The organism is Gluconobacter potus (assembly GCF_015244705.1).
GTDB lineage: Bacteria > Pseudomonadota > Alphaproteobacteria > Acetobacterales > Acetobacteraceae > Gluconobacter > Gluconobacter potus.
Genome location: NZ_JABCQF010000006.1, coordinates 1 through 15673, shown reverse-complemented (window position 1 = coordinate 15673; position 15673 = coordinate 1). Strand labels below are relative to the sequence as shown.

At 61.1% G+C, this 15673-nt stretch carries 16 protein-coding genes and 3 tRNA genes; 13 read left to right on the top strand and 6 right to left on the bottom strand.

Annotated features, from left to right (window positions below; genetic code table 11):
- Positions 1 to 55: 55 nt before the first annotated feature.
- Positions 56 to 1291, top strand: coding sequence for an allantoate amidohydrolase (locus tag HKD31_RS10095; protein ID WP_062496179.1), 1236 nt, complete (start codon positions 56 to 58; stop codon positions 1289 to 1291).
- Positions 1288 to 2520, top strand: a complete 1233-nt coding sequence (locus tag HKD31_RS10090; RefSeq protein WP_062496177.1) for a pyridoxal-phosphate-dependent aminotransferase family protein — start codon at positions 1288 to 1290, stop codon at positions 2518 to 2520. Before HKD31_RS10095 ends, HKD31_RS10090 begins: the two co-directional genes overlap by 4 nt.
- A 21-nt stretch (positions 2521 to 2541) precedes the next feature.
- On the opposite strand, the gene HKD31_RS10085 is transcribed toward HKD31_RS10090, so the two are convergent.
- The gene (locus HKD31_RS10085; RefSeq protein WP_062496175.1) at positions 2542 to 2730 is read right to left on the bottom strand and encodes a hypothetical protein; all 189 of its coding nucleotides are present in this window, start codon (positions 2728 to 2730) and stop codon (positions 2542 to 2544) included.
- A 156-nt stretch (positions 2731 to 2886) separates the two neighbouring features.
- Here HKD31_RS10085 and HKD31_RS10080 point away from each other — a divergent pair, with 156 nt between their 5' ends.
- The 5 genes from HKD31_RS10080 (at position 2887) to HKD31_RS10060 (ending at position 7994) form a co-directional block, all read left to right on the top strand.
- Positions 2887 to 3813, top strand: a complete 927-nt coding sequence (locus tag HKD31_RS10080) for a 2-hydroxyacid dehydrogenase (protein WP_194264952.1) — start codon at positions 2887 to 2889, stop codon at positions 3811 to 3813.
- Between the two features lie 79 nt (positions 3814 to 3892).
- A tRNA-Thr gene (locus tag HKD31_RS10075) sits at positions 3893 to 3968 on the top strand.
- A 241-nt stretch (positions 3969 to 4209) separates the two neighbouring features.
- Complete coding sequence (locus tag HKD31_RS10070) at positions 4210 to 5694, top strand: paraquat-inducible protein A (protein ID WP_194264951.1); 1485 nt, start codon at positions 4210 to 4212, stop codon at positions 5692 to 5694.
- Positions 5691 to 7373, top strand: a complete 1683-nt coding sequence (locus HKD31_RS10065) for a PqiB family protein (protein ID WP_062496168.1) — start codon at positions 5691 to 5693, stop codon at positions 7371 to 7373. The genes HKD31_RS10070 and HKD31_RS10065 overlap by 4 nt, the downstream gene beginning before the upstream one ends.
- Before the next feature lie 3 nt (positions 7374 to 7376).
- Positions 7377 to 7994: a PqiC family protein gene (locus tag HKD31_RS10060; protein WP_194264950.1), complete on the top strand. Its 618-nt coding sequence runs from the start codon at positions 7377 to 7379 to the stop codon at positions 7992 to 7994.
- A 79-nt stretch (positions 7995 to 8073) separates the two neighbouring features.
- Here HKD31_RS10060 and nusG read toward each other — a convergent pair whose 3' ends face one another.
- The 3 genes from nusG to HKD31_RS10045 all read right to left on the bottom strand — a co-directional run bounded on the left by nusG (position 8074) and on the right by HKD31_RS10045 (position 9007).
- The gene (gene nusG / locus HKD31_RS10055; RefSeq protein ID WP_062496163.1) at positions 8074 to 8604 is read right to left on the bottom strand and encodes a transcription termination/antitermination protein NusG; all 531 of its coding nucleotides are present in this window, start codon (positions 8602 to 8604) and stop codon (positions 8074 to 8076) included.
- A 9-nt stretch (positions 8605 to 8613) separates the two neighbouring features.
- Positions 8614 to 8868: a preprotein translocase subunit SecE gene (gene secE, locus HKD31_RS10050; RefSeq protein ID WP_024717048.1), complete on the bottom strand. Its 255-nt coding sequence runs from the start codon at positions 8866 to 8868 to the stop codon at positions 8614 to 8616.
- Positions 8869 to 8930: 62 nt separating this feature from the next.
- Positions 8931 to 9007: transfer RNA gene (locus HKD31_RS10045), tRNA-Trp, on the bottom strand.
- Between the two features lie 169 nt (positions 9008 to 9176).
- On the opposite strand from HKD31_RS10045, the gene HKD31_RS10040 reads away from it, so the two are divergent.
- Positions 9177 to 9250 (top strand) — tRNA-Gly (locus tag HKD31_RS10040).
- A gap of 28 nt (positions 9251 to 9278) precedes the next feature.
- Here the strand turns inward: HKD31_RS10040 and HKD31_RS10035 are convergent.
- Positions 9279 to 9842, bottom strand: a complete 564-nt coding sequence (locus tag HKD31_RS10035; RefSeq protein WP_062496161.1) for a cupin domain-containing protein — start codon at positions 9840 to 9842, stop codon at positions 9279 to 9281.
- 310 nt (positions 9843 to 10152) lie between these two features.
- On the opposite strand from HKD31_RS10035, the gene atpH reads away from it, so the two are divergent.
- The 5 genes from atpH to atpC are packed head-to-tail and all read left to right on the top strand — an operon-like array spanning position 10153 to position 15085.
- Positions 10153 to 10743, top strand: coding sequence for an ATP synthase F1 subunit delta (gene atpH, locus HKD31_RS10030; protein ID WP_370543920.1), 591 nt, complete (start codon positions 10153 to 10155; stop codon positions 10741 to 10743).
- Positions 10743 to 12278, top strand: coding sequence for a F0F1 ATP synthase subunit alpha (atpA, locus tag HKD31_RS10025; protein ID WP_062496158.1), 1536 nt, complete (start codon positions 10743 to 10745; stop codon positions 12276 to 12278). Before atpH ends, atpA begins: the two co-directional genes overlap by 1 nt.
- 9 nt (positions 12279 to 12287) lie before the next feature.
- Positions 12288 to 13178 (top strand): F0F1 ATP synthase subunit gamma, encoded by an 891-nt coding sequence (locus HKD31_RS10020; protein WP_194264949.1) that lies wholly within the window; start codon positions 12288 to 12290, stop codon positions 13176 to 13178.
- A 22-nt stretch (positions 13179 to 13200) separates the two neighbouring features.
- The gene (gene atpD / locus HKD31_RS10015) at positions 13201 to 14664 is read left to right on the top strand and encodes a F0F1 ATP synthase subunit beta (protein WP_062496156.1); all 1464 of its coding nucleotides are present in this window, start codon (positions 13201 to 13203) and stop codon (positions 14662 to 14664) included.
- A gap of 4 nt (positions 14665 to 14668) precedes the next feature.
- Positions 14669 to 15085, top strand: coding sequence for an ATP synthase F1 subunit epsilon (gene atpC, locus HKD31_RS10010; protein WP_041111694.1), 417 nt, complete (start codon positions 14669 to 14671; stop codon positions 15083 to 15085).
- Positions 15086 to 15094: 9 nt separating this feature from the next.
- Here the strand turns inward: atpC and HKD31_RS10005 are convergent, their stop codons facing one another.
- Positions 15095 to 15277, bottom strand: coding sequence for a hypothetical protein (locus HKD31_RS10005; protein ID WP_194264948.1), 183 nt, complete (start codon positions 15275 to 15277; stop codon positions 15095 to 15097).
- Positions 15278 to 15673: the final 396 nt, after the last annotated feature.

The window sequence follows — 15673 nt, the reverse complement described above, 5'->3', positions numbered from 1 at the left end:
GTTATGAGAGCACAGTTCCACCCGCCTTGACACTTCATCCCGGACAGGAGCCCCCATGACAGCCCACGGAGCCCGCGCCGTCGAGCGGTGCCGTATTCTCGCGGATGTTCCATTCAGCGAGACCCCGGGCAGTCTGTTCCGTTTCTGGCTTGGCCCCGCCTATCAGCGTACCCTCACACAGGTCGCGCAGTGGATGGAAGAAGCCGGCCTGACCACCCGTCTGGACGCGGCCGGGAGCCTGATCGGGCGCTATGAAGGCCTGACGCCCGGCGCTCCGGCGCTGATGATCGGCTCCCATCTCGATACCGTCCGCAATGGGGGGGCCTTCGACGGGAATCTGGGCGTCATGCTGGGGATCGAGCTTGTTTCTGTCCTGAATGAAGAAGGAACGCGCCTGCCATTTGCCATTGAGGTCATGGGCTTCGGAGACGAGGAAGGCTCGCGTTTTGCGGCTCCCATGATCTGCTCCCGCGCCATGGCCGGGCTGATCGAGTCCATTCCCGAAAACATGACGGATGCGTCCGGGATAACCATGGCCGACGCCATGATCCGCTACGGTCTCGATCCCGCCCGTCTGACCGGAGCTGCCCGCCGTCCCGACGAACTGGTTGCCTATATTGAACCCCATATCGAGCAGGGCCCCGCGATTGAAAACGCGGATGGCGAAATCGGCGTCGTCACGGCCATCGCCGCCCAGACCCGCCAGCGTGTCACCGTCACCGGCCAGTCCGACCATGCGGGCACGACTCCCATGAGTATGCGTCAGGATGCTCTTGCGGCGGCGGCTGAAATGGTCCTTGCGGTCGAACGCAATGGCGCCTCAGGCGGCGCGACGCAGGTCGCTACGGTTGGTCAGATCGACGTTACGCCAAACACGTCAAACGTTATTCCCGGTGAAGTCCGCTTCTCGCTCGACATGCGGGCCGAAACCAACGAGGCGCGTGATGCCATGGCCGATGCCATCCGCACGGATCTGCGTGCCATTGCGGCCCGGCGCGGTCTGGGGATCACGTTCGACACGCCCCAGCATCTGCCTGCCGCCGCCTGTGCGCCTGAACTGGTGGAAGGTCTGGCGCGGGCCGTCACAAGCGTTACAGGTCGCCCGGCCCAGCGCCTTCTAAGTGGCGCCGGCCACGACGCCATGGCCATGGTCGATCTGTGTCCGATGGGAATGCTCTTCATCCGCAGCCCCGGCGGCCTGAGCCATCATCCCGATGAAACCGTCCGCGTGGGAGACGTCGATCTCGCCCATCGCGCCCTGCTTGCCTTCGTCAAGGAGTTCCAGTCATGAGCCACCCTGCGACTTTCGCCCAACTCGATCCGCCGTCCCGTCTGCTGATGGGTGCGGGACCGACGAACGTCCATCCGCGCATTCTTCGCGCCATGTCCTATGACGTGATCGGCCAGATGGACCCGGAAATGACCGCCTATATGGATGAAGTCATGGCCCTGTACCGCGAGGTCTTCCGCACGAAGAACCACTGGACGCTGCTGGTGAACGGCTCTGCCCGCTCCGCCATTGAGGCCGCGCTGGTGTCGTTGGTCTCGCCGGGCATGAAGGTCGTCATCCCCCGTTTCGGCCGCTTCGGCCTGCTGCTGACGGAAATCGTCCATCGCTGTGGCGGCGTCCCTTGTACAGTGGATGTGGACTGGGGACAGGTTGTCGATCCGGCCGCCATCGAAGCTGCCATCATCGAGCACAAGCCCGGTCTGGTCGCCTGCGTCCATGGTGATACCTCCACCACGACGGCCCAGCCGCTCGAAGAGATCGGCCGCATCTGCCGCAAACATGATGTACTGTTCTATGTGGACGCCACGGCTACGCTCGGCGGCATGACGTTCGAGACCGATGCCTGGAACATCGACGTCGCCACGGCCGGTCTTCAGAAGTGCCTGAACGGTCCCCCGGGCTCCGCGCCGATCACGCTGTCCGAGCGCGCCGTTGCTGCCATCCTCAAGCGCCGTCACGATGAAGCCGGAATCGCAACGGGTCAGGCCCAGGGCGATGGTCCGGTCATCCAGTCGAACTATTTCGACCTGGCGATGCTGATGAATTACTGGTCTCCGGCGCGGATGAACCATCATACCGAAGCCACGTCCATGCTCTATGCTGCTCGCGAAACGGCACGTCTGGTCGTGGAAGAGGGTGTGGAGGCGCGTGTTGCCCGTCATGTGCGGGCAGGGCGTGCCATGGTCGCCGGACTGCGCGCCATGGGTTTGAAGGTTTACGGCGACGATGCCACGCGCATGAGCAATGTCACGGGCGTCTGGGTTCCGGAAGGCGTGGATAATGCCCGCATCCGCCAGCTTATGCGAGACGATTTCGGCATCGAGATCGTCTCGTCCTTCGGTCCGCTGACCGGCAAGATCTGGCGCATCGGGGCAATGGGCATCAACGCCCGCAAGGACAAGGTCCTGCTCACGCTTGCGGCCCTCGATTCCGTACTGGCCGGCGAAGGCGTGAAGCTGAACCGTGGCGCAGGCGTAGATGCTGCCCGCGCTGCCTGGGACGCTGCCTGATCGGTCTTCAGGCCGGAAGCCCTATTTCTTCGGATGGTTCTTCCGGCCCGATCCGCTCTTTTTCCCGCCACCGTCTTCCTTGTTGACGGTGGCCCAGGCCCGGCGCTCGGCTTCCTTTTCGGACACGCCCCGCTTTTCGTAGCTTTCCTCGATATGCTCCGCCTGACGCTTCTGTTTGTCCGTATAGGCTGACTTGTCTCCACGAGGCATGATCCTGCCCTCCTGTAAGAGATCCAGTCTCCTCTACGCCCGAACCCGGTCTGCGTTCCCGACATCCTGTCATACACAAACAGGTGTGCAGGGTTGATCCGAACTCCGCACGGCGCGAGCATCGCCGGACATATTTCCGGCTGGAGAGCACGCAGAATGTCGATCGTCTTCCATCATACGCCCGAACGCGCGAAGGTCTGGAGCGAGAAGTTCGCGAAGGCCCGTCCCGACATCCCGTTCCATATCTGGCCCGAAACCGGCCCGAAAGAGGATGTCCGTTATCTCGCGGCCTGGAAGACACCGGACGATCTCGCCACGCTTTTTCCCAATCTCGAAGTCCTGTTTTCGCTGGGCGCGGGGATCGACCAGCTCAATCTCGCCAATGTGCCGCCGGGCGTGCAGATCATCCGTATGGTGGAGAGCAGTCTGGTGGAGGGCATGATCGAATATGTCCTGTGGGCGGTTCTGTCCTTTCACCGGGACATGTTCCGCTATGCCCGCCAGCAGCGCGAACATGTCTGGGACGGCTCGCATAACCGTCCGGCGAAGCTGTACCGTGTTGGCCTCATGGGCATGGGAGAACTGGGCAGTCCGGTTCTGGAGAAGCTCGTTTCCTTCGGCTACGAATGCCGGGGCTGGAGCCGCAGTCGCCGGGAGGTTCCGGGTGTGAAGTCCTTTGCCGGGGCAGGGGAGCTGGATGCCTTTCTGGCGGAAACCGACATTCTGGTCTGTCTCGTCCCGCTGACGGACGCCACGCGCGGCATCCTCAATCGCAGCCTGTTTGAGAAACTGCCCAAAGGCGCCTGTCTCATCAACTGTGGCCGTGGCGGTCATCTGGTGCAGGACGATCTGATCCCGGCCCTCGACAGCGGTCAGCTCTCACAGGTCGTGCTTGACGTCGCCACACCCGAACCGCTGCCACCCGAACATCCGTTCTGGGATCATCCGCGCATTTTCCTGACCCCGCATATCGCCAGCGCTGCCCAGTCGGACACCGCAGCCGAGGCCGTTCTGGCCAATCTGCGCCGCTATGAAGCCGGTGAACCCATGACCGGCGTCATCGATACCGGACGCGGCTATTGAGATCCCGACACGGTTTGTGCATTTTCCGGCTTGCCAAGCCCCGAGGGCTCGGTTAGAACGCGCCCACCTTGATGGGTGCGCCGGTGTAGCTCAGCTGGTAGAGCACGTCATTCGTAATGATGGGGTCGGGAGTTCGAATCTCTTCACCGGCACCATCAAGGTCTTCCGAAAATCCGGATCAGAGATACCTTTCTCCTGTCATGCAGGCAGAGGGATTATCTGATGCGCTGGTTCCCGGATCTTCACAATTTTTCAAAATATTGCCGATAAAACCGGCTTCCTCTGGGCAATCCGCCTGAGATGGGACTACGATGAGTCCCGATATCCCGATGCGGAGGGCTGCCCGAGGAGGGCGGACTGTCAAAAGACGGCTCCCTGCGTTAGGTTAGGAGCCCGATGTCTGACCGTTTTCATAAACGACTGTGGCGCAACGCCGTCAGCTTTTCCCGCAGTCAGGAGCCCCACGCATCCATCCACGCGGTGGAAGGTCTGCGGGAATGCCCGACCTGCGGTCTCTTCCAGCATGTTCCGCGCCTGAAACCCGGTCATCTCGCCGAATGCCTGCGCTGCGGCTGCCAGCTTGCCCGTCGCCGCAGGACATCCCTGATCGGTGCCCCCGCCGCTTTCTGCATTACGTCCGCCGCGCTCTACGTCACGCTCCTCATCAGTTCCCTCATGACCCTGAACGTCTACGGACGTGAAAACACGGTCTCACTGATGAGCGGCCCGATCGAACTCGGCCATCAGGGCTATGGTGCGATCGGCGTTCTCGTCGCTCTGGTGACGATCCTTATGCCCGGCGTCATCATTGGTCTGATGGCGGCTATCCTTTTTGGTGCCTCCCGTCCCCAGATGCCTGACTGGACCCCGCGTCTCCTCACCTGGTACGACCGCCTGCGCGGCTGGTCGATGGTGGAGGTGTATGTCCTCGGCGTTCTGGTGGCCTACACCAAGCTCGTGGACCTCGCTCTCGTCATCCTTCAGCCTGGCGTCTATCTGTTGGGTGGCCTGATGCTGAGCATGGCCGCCGTGGACTCGACTTTCGACGCCGAACGGATCTGGCGCAGCCGCGATATCCGTTCCCAGCTCGATGACCATCAGGGTCATCTGCTGGATGTCGCTCATCTGGACGCCCGCAATGGCGTCATCCCCCCCGTGGAGAACATGCTGTCCTGCCACGCCTGCAATCTGGTCCTGGCCTTCGACCATACCGTGCCGCAGGAACAGGACATGGGTGACTGTCCCCGTTGCGGGCAGATTCTGCGTCGTCGCAAGCCACAGAGCCTCGCCTCGGCTACATGTCTTCTCGTGGCTGGCGTCGTGTTCTATCTGCCGGCCAACCTGTTGCCGGTCATGACCTACACCAAGGTCGGCCACGGTGCGCCCAGCACCATCATCAGTGGCGTGATCGAGTTGTGGCAGGCGGGAATGATCCCGCTCTCCCTGCTGGTGCTGTTCGCCAGTATCACCGTGCCCGTCCTCAAGATCGTCGCCCTGACGATCATGATCATCAGCACCCGCCTCGGAGGCCGCTGGCAGCTCAGGCATCTGGCGAAACTCTACCGTCTCGTCGTCATCATCGGCCGCTGGTCCATGATCGACGTCTTCATGATTTCCATCCTCGTCGCTGTCGTGCATTTCGGCTTTCTGGCCAATGTCACAGCCGATCCGGGGATGGTCTGCTTTGCGCTGGTCGTGATCCTGACCATTTTCGCCGCAGAGCTTTTCGATCCCCGCGGCATGTGGGATGCAGCCGGCCTCAACGGCGCGGTCGCAGGCCCCGCAGCGGACACCAGGGAGCCGGAGACGTCGTCTCCGTCCGATCCTGTGCCGCACCTGCCTTCTTCTGACCCTACTGACATGGAGCCTGGACGCGCGTGAGCGATTCCCGAAACAACCGGGGGGAGCCAACGGTCTCGCCGAAGGAAGCCCCGGTGCGCCGCACCCGCTTCTCCCTCATTCTGCTGATTCCGGTGGTGGCCATCCTCATCGCCGGATGGCTGGCGTGGGAGCATTTTGCCACGCGTGGTCCCGTCATCACCATTACGTTTGAAACGGCGGATGGCCTGACTCCGGGCCAGACGCAGGTGAAGAACAAGGCCGTGACGCTGGGTACGGTTCAGGACATCACCCTGAGTGACGACATGAAACATGTCGACGTCACGGTGCAGATGAACGCCAACAGCGCGCATATCCTGACCGACCACACCCGGTTCTGGGTCGTGCGTCCGCGGATCAACGGCGCCAGCATCACCGGTCTCGATACACTGTTCTCCGGCGCCTATATCGCCCTGGATCCGGGAAGCGATGACGGCCACTACCAGAAATTCTTCAAGGGCCTCGAATCCCCGCCGGGCGTGCGGTCCGACCAGCCAGGCGAGACGTTCTGGCTCGTGTCCCCGTCGCTGGGCTCGCTCGGTCCGGGATCGCCGGTCTTTTTCCGCGACCTTCAGGTGGGTGAGGTGCTGGGTTACACGATGCCGCCGGGCGGGAAGGGGCCCATCGTCATCCAGGCTTTCGTCAAGGAGCCCTATGACCACTATCTGCGCACGGACAGCCGTTTCTGGAACGTCTCCGGCGTTCAGGTCGGTCTCGGTGCCGGTGGTCTGAAGGTCCAGCTCAAATCGCTTCAGGCCCTGTTCTCTGGCGGCATTGCCTTTGGTCTGCCGGAGCGTCGTCGCAACATCGATCTGCCCGATGCGCCGGCCAATTCCGTCTTCAAGCTCTATGCCAGTGAAGCTGACGCCGATAACGCGCGCTATCACAAGCGCCTGCGTGTCGTGACCTACATCAACTCCTCCGTCAAAGGCCTGACGAACGGCAGTCAGGTCACCATGTTCGGCCTGCAGATCGGCACTGTCACCGATGTCCGGCTCCTTCTCGAAGGTCCCACAAAGCTTCCCCGCGTTCGTGTGGATATGGAGCTTGAGCCGGAGCGTATGCTGTCCAACTGGGATGACCGGATCGAGAACAGCAAGGAGCCGCCCGTCGAGAAGTATCTCCAGGCCTTTGTGGCTGACGGAATGCGCGCCTCGGTTCAGAGCGCCAGCTTCCTGACCGGCGAATCCATGATCGCCCTGCAATTCGTCAAGAACGCCCCTGTCACGGCCCTGACCTATGAAGGCGACGTTGCCGTTCTCCCCAGCCAGGCTGGGGGAATGGACGGAATCATGGAGTCTGTCTCCACCATTACCGACAAGATCGCGGCAATGCCGCTGACCGAAATCGGTGGTCACGTGAACGATCTTCTGGCGCATGCAGATGGCCGTCTGAACAGCCCGGAAGTCACGCAGTCCCTCGCGGCGCTGCGCGATTCGCTACAGAACCTGAGCAGGCTGACGAAAACCGCCAACCAGAACCTGCCGGCGCTGATGAAGGGTCTGCAGGGCACGCTGGCGAACGCCCAGTCGGTTCTGGGGGCTTATGGCGGCGATACGGATTTCCACCGCAGCCTTCAGAACATGATCACCCAGCTGACCCAGATGTCCCGCTCCCTGCGGTTCCTCACGGATTATCTGGATCACCATCCTTCCGCTCTCATCACCGGCCGCAGGAACTGAGCCATGACACAGTCTTCGACGTCCCGCCTTCGTTTCCTGTCCCTGGTGGGGGCTCTGGGGCTGACGGGCCTCCTCTCGGCCTGCAGCAGCGATCCGACGCTCTATACGCTGGCCCCTCTGCCGGGTGTGTCCCAGGCGGGAGGTCCCGCCGTGGTCGAGGTCCGGACGCCTGTTGTGAGCGCGCGACTTGATCGCGACACGATCGTGAAGGCCAGTGAGGATTACCAGACCAAGCTGGCTTCGGGCAGCAGCTGGAGCGAGGCGCTTCCGGACATGCTGGGCCATACGCTGATGACCGATCTGGCGCAGCGTCTGCCGGGCACGACCGTCTTCGCGCAGGATGATGCAGTCACGACGACGCCTGCGGCCTATGTGGAACTGACCATCCGTAATTTCGAAGCCGATTCGGCCGGACACGCACTCGTGACGGGAATGCTGTCCGTTCATCCGGCCGGAAAGATGATCGGTCCCGTGATGACCACGCCTGTGGTGTGGCAGTCGCCAGAGCCCGTCGCGTCCAGCACGGCAAAGCTGACAGCAGCGCTTAGTCAGGGTGTTGCCAGCATCGCGGATCAGGCGGCCGCAAAATTGCGCGTTCTGCCGGCGCCCCTGAAGGACTGAGAAAATCAGCAGGTGCACCAACAAAAAAGGCTCCCGAAAGGGAGCCTTTTTTGTTGGAAAAAATAGAACCTGAAAAGACTTAGAGCTTCTCGACCTGTGTGAAGTCCAGATCGACCGGCGTGGAGCGGCCGAAGATGGAGACGCTGACCTTGAGGCGCTGACGCTCGTCGTCGACATCCTCGATCATGCCGGTGAAGGACGTGAACGGACCATCGGCCACGCGAACCTGCTCGCCGATCTCGAAGGACAGGCTGGAACGGGGACGCTCAACGCCTTCCTGGGCCTGCTTCATGATCCGGTCGGCTTCGGCTGCCGTAATAGGGGTCGGACGGTTGCGGGTTCCGAGGAAGCCCGTCACCTTGGGCGTATCCTTGACGAGATGCCAGGCCTCGTCCGTCAGCTCCATCTTGACGAGAACATAGCCCGGGAAAAACTTGCGCTCTGCATTGACCTTACGGCCGCGGCGCATTTCCGTGATGTCTTCGGAAGGAACAAGAATCTGTTCGAAATGGTCGGAAAGGCCCTTCTGTGCAGCCTGTTCCTGGATGTGACTCGCGATCTTCTTCTCGAATCCGGAATAGACATGCACAACGTACCAACGCTTCGCCATGGTGCGAACCTAGCCTCCAACGCCAAAAAGTTCGCGGACGCCGAGGCCGATCACCTGGTCCACGATGAAGAAGAAGATGCAGGTCACCGTAACCATGACGAGCACGGCACCTGACGTGATCAGGGTGTTGCGACGGGTCGGCCACGTGACACGCTTCGCTTCGGCGCGCACGTCACGGACGTAGGCCACCAGATTGAAGCCGGATCCGCTCTTTTGAGGCGCCGTTTTCCGCGACTCGTCTTTCGGGGTACTGACCGACACCATCGTCCTCGAATCAAGTGAAAATCCCGCTCCCGGTGTCGGGAAGGACATCCGGCGAGAAGGAGTGGCAGGGGCGGAGGGTCTCGAACTCTCAACCTCCGGTTTTGGAGACCGGCGCTCTAGCCAATTGAGCTACACCCCTATCATCGGGCAGGACGTCTTGAAACGTCATGCCAGCGACAGTGGCCGCAAAAGAGAATGTTCAGGAGTAAAAGTCAAGTGCCCTGAACATCTTTGTTGTGGAATTTCCATTTTGGATTTTCCCCTCTTGCGGGCGCGGGAAGAGTTGGAGTAAGGACACTCCCATCTGAGCGGGCGTAGCATAGTGGTAATGCAGTAGCCTTCCAAGCTTCTTAGGAGGGTTCGATTCCCTTCGCCCGCTCCAGATTCCCTCCAAAATCGATATCGTCGCCTTACTGCCCCTGACAGGGGACATGTGATGGTGTCGCTTCTCCGAACTTGAGAATCTGCAGGGCGACAGCGGCATCTCCTACATTGCCTGACTGATGGCCTTTCGGATCGGTACCGTGAGCGACCGGAGCCACATCCTCACTGAGCAGGACGTCACCCGGATTCAGTTCCACGCTGGTCCCGTCCATCGCCTTGACGAAATAGATTCCCGACAGCGGTACAATCCATTGGACCTGATGGCTCTCGTTCCACCCGCCTTTCCAGTGCGGGGGCTGAACCCGTATCGTCACCGTTGCAGGTCCGTCATGGGGAGTGCTGAGCATGACCTTGTCTGCGTCCGGGGCTTCGGTCGGCGTGATCGAATCCTCATGGAATGTCGACATCTTGCACTTGGTCAGATGCGTGACGCCCTGCGGATCGGTCCAGTTGTCCCAGTAGGAAATGGTCGGGAAAGACGGTTTGTCCTCGACAGGGGTCGCTCGGGCCGCCGTGGTCAGGGCCGGGACAGGAAGGGCGGGGACGGACAGGGCGCCCAGCAGGAAAAAGAGGCGCTTCTGGATGGTCATCGGGTTTCCGTGGCTGTTGGGAGGGAGTGTGTTGGACGGAAGTAAAGAACCCCCGAAAAATCACTGTGGAACCCCCGTCATGCCAGTCCGGCTGGGGAAAACGCAAACCTTCGTCCGACTGGTGGGCGGATGAAGGGGGATTTGCGTATCGTCTCGGTTGCGCAGGAACAGGACAGCGTGCTAGAGGCGGCGCCAAGTGGAGGACCGGGTTTCAGACGAATCCTGCGCAGGAACGTGTATGCCCGGTCCGGACAGTTTTGATGCAAGGAGCCGGATAAGCCGGTTCCGGCCGCACTCTGCGGCGGATTTAGTGAGACGGAACACGCGTGTGACGGTGACACAGGTGCCGCAGGTTGGACATACAGGGGGCTTGGCCCAGCGCTATGCCCGTGCGCTTTATGACCTCGCTTCGGAGCAGGGAAATCTTTCCGACGTTCTGGGTGAAGTGAAGGCGCTGCGTGCCGCCATTGCCGAAAGCGACGATCTGCGGAAATTCCTGGCTGATGCCCGGATGGATATCCGTCAGGGCCGGACGGTTTCGAACGTCCTGATGTCGAAGCTCGGTTTCGGGGACGTCCTGCGCCGTTTTGTTGGTGTCATCGCCGAAAACCGTCGCCTGCCTGATCTTGCATCCATTCTGGACGGTGTCCTGGCGCTTGATTCCGCCCTTCGTGGTGAAGTCGTTGCCGAGGTCCGCTCCGCACAGCCTCTGACCGATACGCAGCGCATCCAGCTTCAGGCCCGTCTGGCCGAAGCCGGCTACAGCCGCGTGTCCATGACCGAACGTACGGACGCCGCCCTGCTTGGCGGCATGACCGTGCGGATCGGTTCCACACTGTTTGATACTTCGATCGCCGGGCGCCTGACCCGCCTGCAGAACGCCATGAAGGGAGCCGCGTGATGGATATCCGTCCCGCTGAGATTTCGGACATCCTCAAGCAGCAGATCGCGTCGTTCGACCAGGTCGAGACCGTTTCCGAGACGGGCACGGTCCTGTCCATCGGCGACGGCATCGCCCGCGTCTACGGCCTGACGAATGTCATGGCCGGTGAAATGGTCGAGTTCGAAGGCACGGGCCTCAAGGGCATGGCGCTGAACCTCGAAGCCGACAATGTCGGTGTGGTTCTGTTCGGCGACGGCGACGGCATCCGCGAGGGCGACACCGTCCTGCGTACGAAATCCGTCGTTGAAGTTCCGGTCGGCAAGGGCCTGCTGGGGCGCGTGGTTGACGGTCTGGGCAACCCGATCGACGGTCGCGGCCCGCTGACGGACGTCGAATATCGTCGCGCCGAAGTGAAGGCTCCGGGCATTATGCCGCGCCAGTCGGTCAGCGAACCGATGCAGACGGGCATCAAGGCCATTGATGCTCTCGTCCCCATTGGGCGTGGCCAGCGTGAGTTGATCATCGGTGATCGTCAGACGGGCAAGACCGCCATCCTGATCGACACCATCGTCGCCCAGAAGCCTGTTAATGCCGAAGGCGACCCGAAGAAGTCCCTGTACTGCATCTATGTCGCCATCGGCCAGAAGCGCTCCACGGTTGCAAACCTGGTCCGCACGCTGACCGAGCATGGCGCCATGGAATACTCCATCGTTGTCGCCGCCACGGCGTCCGATGCGGCTCCGATGCAGTATCTTGCTCCGTACACGGCCTGCGCCATGGGTGAGTATTTCCGCGACAACGGCATGCACGCCCTCGTCTGCTACGACGATCTGTCCAAGCAGGCTGTGGCCTACCGTCAGATGTCGCTGCTGCTGCGTCGTCCGCCGGCACGTGAAGCCTTCCCGGGTGACGTGTTCTACCTGCACTCCCGTCTTCTGGAGCGTGCGGCCAAGATGTCCGACGCCAATGGCGGCGGCTCCCTGACGGCCCTGCCGGTCATCGAGACGCAGGCTGGCGATACGGCAGCTTACATCCCGACCAACGTGATCTCCATCACCGACGGTCAGATCTTCCTTGAGACGGACCTGTTCTACAAGGGCATCCGCCCGGCCGTGAACGTCGGTGGCTCTGTGTCCCGCGTGGGTTCCGCAGCCCAGATCAAGGCGATGAAGCAGGTTGCCGGCAAGATCAAGCTGGAGCTGGCCCAGTATCGTGAAATGGCTGCGTTCTCGCAGTTCGCTTCCGACCTGGACGCAGCCACCCGCAAGCAGCTGGATCGTGGTGCCCGTCTCGTCGAGCTGCTCAAGCAGCCTGAGACGTCTCCGCTGCCCGTCGAAGAGCAGGTTGTTGTCCTGTACGCCGGTACGCGCGGTTACGTTGATCCGATCGCCGTGGACAAGGTTGTGGCCTACGAAGCCGCTCTCCTGTCCGAACTGCGCGGTGCGGGTTCTGATATCCTGACGGCCATCCGCAATGACCGCCAGATCAAGCCGGAGACGGAAGGCAAGCTCAAGGAGCTGCTCGAAGCATTCGGCAAGCGCTTTTCGGCCTGAGGATAGCCCATGGCTTCGCTGAAGGAACTGCGCGGACGGATCACGGGCGTCAAATCGACGCGCAAGATTACGAACGCAATGAAAATGGTCGCAGCCTCCAAGCTGCGACGCGCCCAGATGCAGGCCGAAGCGGCCCGTCCCTATGCCGACGCCATGCGTCGCATGATGGCGGAGCTGGCGACGGCAACCCGTGGTGATGACGCAGCCAGTCTGCCGCGTCTGCTGGCGGGAACGGGCAAGGACCAGACCCATCTCGTGGTGGTGCTGACCTCTGACCGTGGCCTTGCCGGCGGCTTCAACGCCAATATTGTCCGCAGTGCCCGTCAGCTGGTCGACACGCTTGTCTCTGAAGGCAAGACGGTTCGGATCCTGCCGGTTGGCCGCAAGGGAGCAGACATCCTCGTGCGTCATTATCCGGAGATGATCACCGATCGTCTGGCGGGCAGTGACGGCAAGGATGTGGGGTTCGACAAGGCGACCGATATCGGAAGCCGGATCGCCACCATGCTGGACGCGGGCGAGATCGACTGCTGCACGCTGGTCTATAACCGCTTCCTCAACGCCATGACGCAGATCCCGGTTCAGGCACCTCTGGTTCCGCTTTCGGTTCCCGAGAACGACAATGCCGCAGCTGATGCCGATACGGCGCAGTACGAATTCGAGCCTGATGAGGCAACACTCCTGACGCAGCTTCTGCCGCGCAACCTGCAGGTCCAGATATTCTCGGCCATGCTGGAAAGCGCTGCCGGAGAGCAGGGCGCGCGGATGACCGCGATGGACAATGCCAGCCGCAATGCGAGCAAGGCCATTGACCGTCTGTCGCAGAAGTACAACCGCACGCGTCAGGCCAACATCACCAACGATCTGATCGAAATCATCTCCGGCGCAGAAGCCGTTTGAGATCACGCAGGAGACGAATCCGATGTCCGAAACTCTTACCCCTTCTGCCGGAGCTGCCAACAACGTGGTCGGCCGCGTCACCCAGGTGCGCGGACCGGTTGTGGACGTGCAGTTCGAAGGCGATCTTCCTTTCATCCTGAACGCGCTGCACGTCCAGAACGGCGATCACACGCTGGTTCTGGAAGTTGCCCAGGAAATCGGTGAGCGTCAGGTCCGCTGCATTGCCATGGACACGACCGATGGTCTGGTTCGCGGCACTGAAGTCCGTGACACGGGCAAGCAGATCATGGTTCCGGTTGGTCCCGGCACGCTCGGTCGCATCCTGAACGTCGTTGGCGAGCCCATCGATGAGCGTGGTCCGATCCACAGCGAACTGCGCTTCCCGATCCATCGTCCGGCCCCGTCTTTCGAAGAGCAGGCTGCTGCGTCCGAGATCCTCGTGACCGGCATCAAGGTTGTCGATCTTCTCTGCCCGTACCTCAAGGGTGGCAAGATCGGTCTGTTCGGTGGCGCCGGCGTCGGCAAGACGGTCATCATTCAGGAGCTCATCAACAACATTGCGAAGGCCCACGGTGGTGTGTCCGTTTTCGCAGGTGTCGGTGAGCGTACCCGTGAAGGTAACGACCTGTATTTCGAAATGCAGGACGCAGGCGTCATCAAGATCGCCGAAGACGGCTCGACCGAAGGTTCCAAGGTTGCGCTGGTCTACGGTCAGATGAACGAGCCGCCGGGAGCCCGTTCGCGCGTGGCTCTGACGGGTCTGTCGCTTGCAGAATACTTCCGTGACGAAGAAGGTCAGGACGTCCTGTTCTTCGTGGACAACATCTTCCGCTTCACGCAGGCCGGTTCCGAAGTCTCCGCACTTCTGGGTCGTATCCCGTCCGCAGTGGGTTACCAGCCGACGCTGGCCACCGAGATGGGTGCCCTGCAGGAGCGTATTACCTCCACGAAGAAGGGGTCCATCACGTCCGTTCAGGCCGTGTACGTCCCGGCTGACGATCTGACCGATCCGGCACCTGCCGCGACCTTCGCGCATCTTGATGCCACGACGGTTCTGAACCGTTCGATCGCTGAAATGGGCATCTATCCGGCTGTTGACCCGCTGGATTCCACCTCCCGTTCGCTCGATCCGAAGATCGTTGGTGAAGAGCACTATCAGGTTGCCCGTCAGGTTCAGCAGACGCTCCAGACCTACAAGGGCCTGCAGGACATCATCGCGATTCTCGGCATGGACGAGCTGTCTGAGGATGACAAGAAGATAGTTGGCCGCGCCCGTCGCATCCAGCGCTTCCTCTCCCAGCCGTTCCATGTGGCTGAAGTTTTCACGGGTGCTCCCGGCAAGCTGGTCTCGCTCGAAGACACGATCCGTTCCTTCAAGGCTGTCGTGGCTGGCGAGTACGATCACCTGCCGGAAGGCGCCTTCTACATGGTCGGTGACATCGACGAGGCCATTGCGAAGGCCGAGAAGATGAAGCAGGAGGCCTGATCCGATGCCGCTTCGCATCGAGATCGTCAGCCCGGAAAAGCGCCTTGTCGAACGTGAAGTCGACATGGCCGTGGTCCCGGGCATGGAGGGCGATATTGCAGCCATGCCGGACCGCGCACCGCTGATGCTTCAGCTGCGGGGCGGCGTTGTGGCCCTTTATCAGGGTGACAAGATCGTAGACCGTTACTTCGTGACGGGCGGTTTTGCCGATATGGGCGCTGATCACTGCACCATTCTGGCCGACTCCGCGCAGCTCATGAGTGAGCTGTCCGTGGATGAAGCAAAGAGCCGTCTGCGCGACCTGGAAAGCCGTTGGGCCGAAATCGGTCCGAACGACGTGGACATGCACGACCAGATCAGTCGCGAACTGCAGTCGGTCCGTGCCGAACTGGAAGCCGTTCAGGAACACGGTCCGGCCTGATCCGATTTTTCAGACCACATTTGAAAAACCCGCTTCATCGCAAGGTGAAGCGGGTTTTTCTTTGCCATTTTTCCAAAACCCTTCATCCGCAGGCATGCGTGGTTGCCTGAAATGACGTCGTCTCTCACCATCAAGCGTATTATCTGGGTGTGTCCAGAAGCTTTGGGGAAGTGAGGACGCCTGCTGCTTCATACTCAGAAGCCTCATAGCTTCGCTCTAGTACCCTATCCCGGAGCAGGAGAGGACTTTCCCCAAGAACGCTCTGTGAGGCGATAGGCGTCATAACGCCGGCTTCTGGCTGCCCAACAGGCGATGAAGGAACGCCAAACTGGGAAATTCAAAGAAAATGCCAGGAAAAAGCGCCCAAAAGGCGCTTTTTTTGTCTTTTTATTATTTCTAAATCGGAATGGGTCATGGGGATAAGTGGATTTTGTTAAGGATTTCAGGGCTTTCGGAATGTGGACAAGTGTGAGTCTGATTCTGTTTGACACTCTGCTGAGGTCCCCGTATAAGCCCGTTCACCGACGCGGCGGGGCCCACTTCGAGGGGTTCTGGAGCGGCGGGGAAGATGGTCTTTGAAAATTGAAT

Excerpts from the sequence above, each read along its gene's own strand:
- HKD31_RS10035 (WP_062496161.1), bottom strand. The coding sequence starts at position 9,842 with ATGACCATCCAGAAGCGCCTCTTTTTCCTGCTGGGCGCCCTGTCCGTC.
- atpD (WP_062496156.1), top strand. The coding sequence starts at position 13,201 with ATGTCCGAAACTCTTACCCCTTCTGCCGGAGCTGCCAACAACGTGGTC.
- HKD31_RS10070 (WP_194264951.1), top strand. The coding sequence starts at position 4,210 with ATGTCTGACCGTTTTCATAAACGACTGTGGCGCAACGCCGTCAGCTTT.
- HKD31_RS10080 (WP_194264952.1), top strand. The coding sequence starts at position 2,887 with ATGTCGATCGTCTTCCATCATACGCCCGAACGCGCGAAGGTCTGGAGC.
- nusG (WP_062496163.1), bottom strand. The coding sequence starts at position 8,604 with ATGGCGAAGCGTTGGTACGTTGTGCATGTCTATTCCGGATTCGAGAAG.
- HKD31_RS10020 (WP_194264949.1), top strand. The coding sequence starts at position 12,288 with ATGGCTTCGCTGAAGGAACTGCGCGGACGGATCACGGGCGTCAAATCG.
- atpC (WP_041111694.1), top strand. The coding sequence starts at position 14,669 with ATGCCGCTTCGCATCGAGATCGTCAGCCCGGAAAAGCGCCTTGTCGAA.
- secE (WP_024717048.1), bottom strand. The coding sequence starts at position 8,868 with ATGGTGTCGGTCAGTACCCCGAAAGACGAGTCGCGGAAAACGGCGCCT.
- atpA (WP_062496158.1), top strand. The coding sequence starts at position 10,743 with ATGGATATCCGTCCCGCTGAGATTTCGGACATCCTCAAGCAGCAGATC.
- HKD31_RS10005 (WP_194264948.1), bottom strand. The coding sequence starts at position 15,277 with ATGAAGCAGCAGGCGTCCTCACTTCCCCAAAGCTTCTGGACACACCCA.
- HKD31_RS10085 (WP_062496175.1), bottom strand. The coding sequence starts at position 2,730 with ATGCCTCGTGGAGACAAGTCAGCCTATACGGACAAACAGAAGCGTCAG.
- HKD31_RS10090 (WP_062496177.1), top strand. The coding sequence starts at position 1,288 with ATGAGCCACCCTGCGACTTTCGCCCAACTCGATCCGCCGTCCCGTCTG.
- HKD31_RS10060 (WP_194264950.1), top strand. The coding sequence starts at position 7,377 with ATGACACAGTCTTCGACGTCCCGCCTTCGTTTCCTGTCCCTGGTGGGG.
- HKD31_RS10095 (WP_062496179.1), top strand. The coding sequence starts at position 56 with ATGACAGCCCACGGAGCCCGCGCCGTCGAGCGGTGCCGTATTCTCGCG.